Origin of the sequence: Roseovarius salis (assembly GCF_044472985.1) — a bacterium.
Classification (GTDB): domain Bacteria; phylum Pseudomonadota; class Alphaproteobacteria; order Rhodobacterales; family Rhodobacteraceae; genus Roseovarius; species Roseovarius salis.
In genome coordinates, this window is record NZ_JBISDG010000140.1 from 1 (window position 1) to 258 (window position 258).

The 258-nt window shown below is 64.7% G+C and carries 1 protein-coding gene; it reads left to right on the plus strand.

All coding sequences use genetic code 11. The features are described from left to right. Positions 1 to 258: hypothetical protein (locus ACH13J_RS18535; RefSeq protein ID WP_397544815.1), on the plus strand; the 258-nt coding region annotated here is incomplete at both ends.

Consider the following 258-nt stretch of genomic DNA (forward strand, 5'->3'; position numbering starts at 1 on the left):
TGGCATGTCGATCATGCGGCCGCCGCGCAGCGCATCCGGTGGGGCCGTCAGCAGATGAAGTCCATCCAGGGGCCTGAGCGCTTTGTCATCATCGACCAGGCGGTGGCCGAGATCGAAGCGCTGATCAAGAAGGTGCCCGATACGAAGGAGAACGCCGAGTTCCGCCAGGAGATCGTCGCCGACGAGGTGGTAGCGCTGGCGTCCCGCGGGCGCATGAAGGATGCCGTCAAGCGCTACGAAGAGATGTCGCAGGCAGGC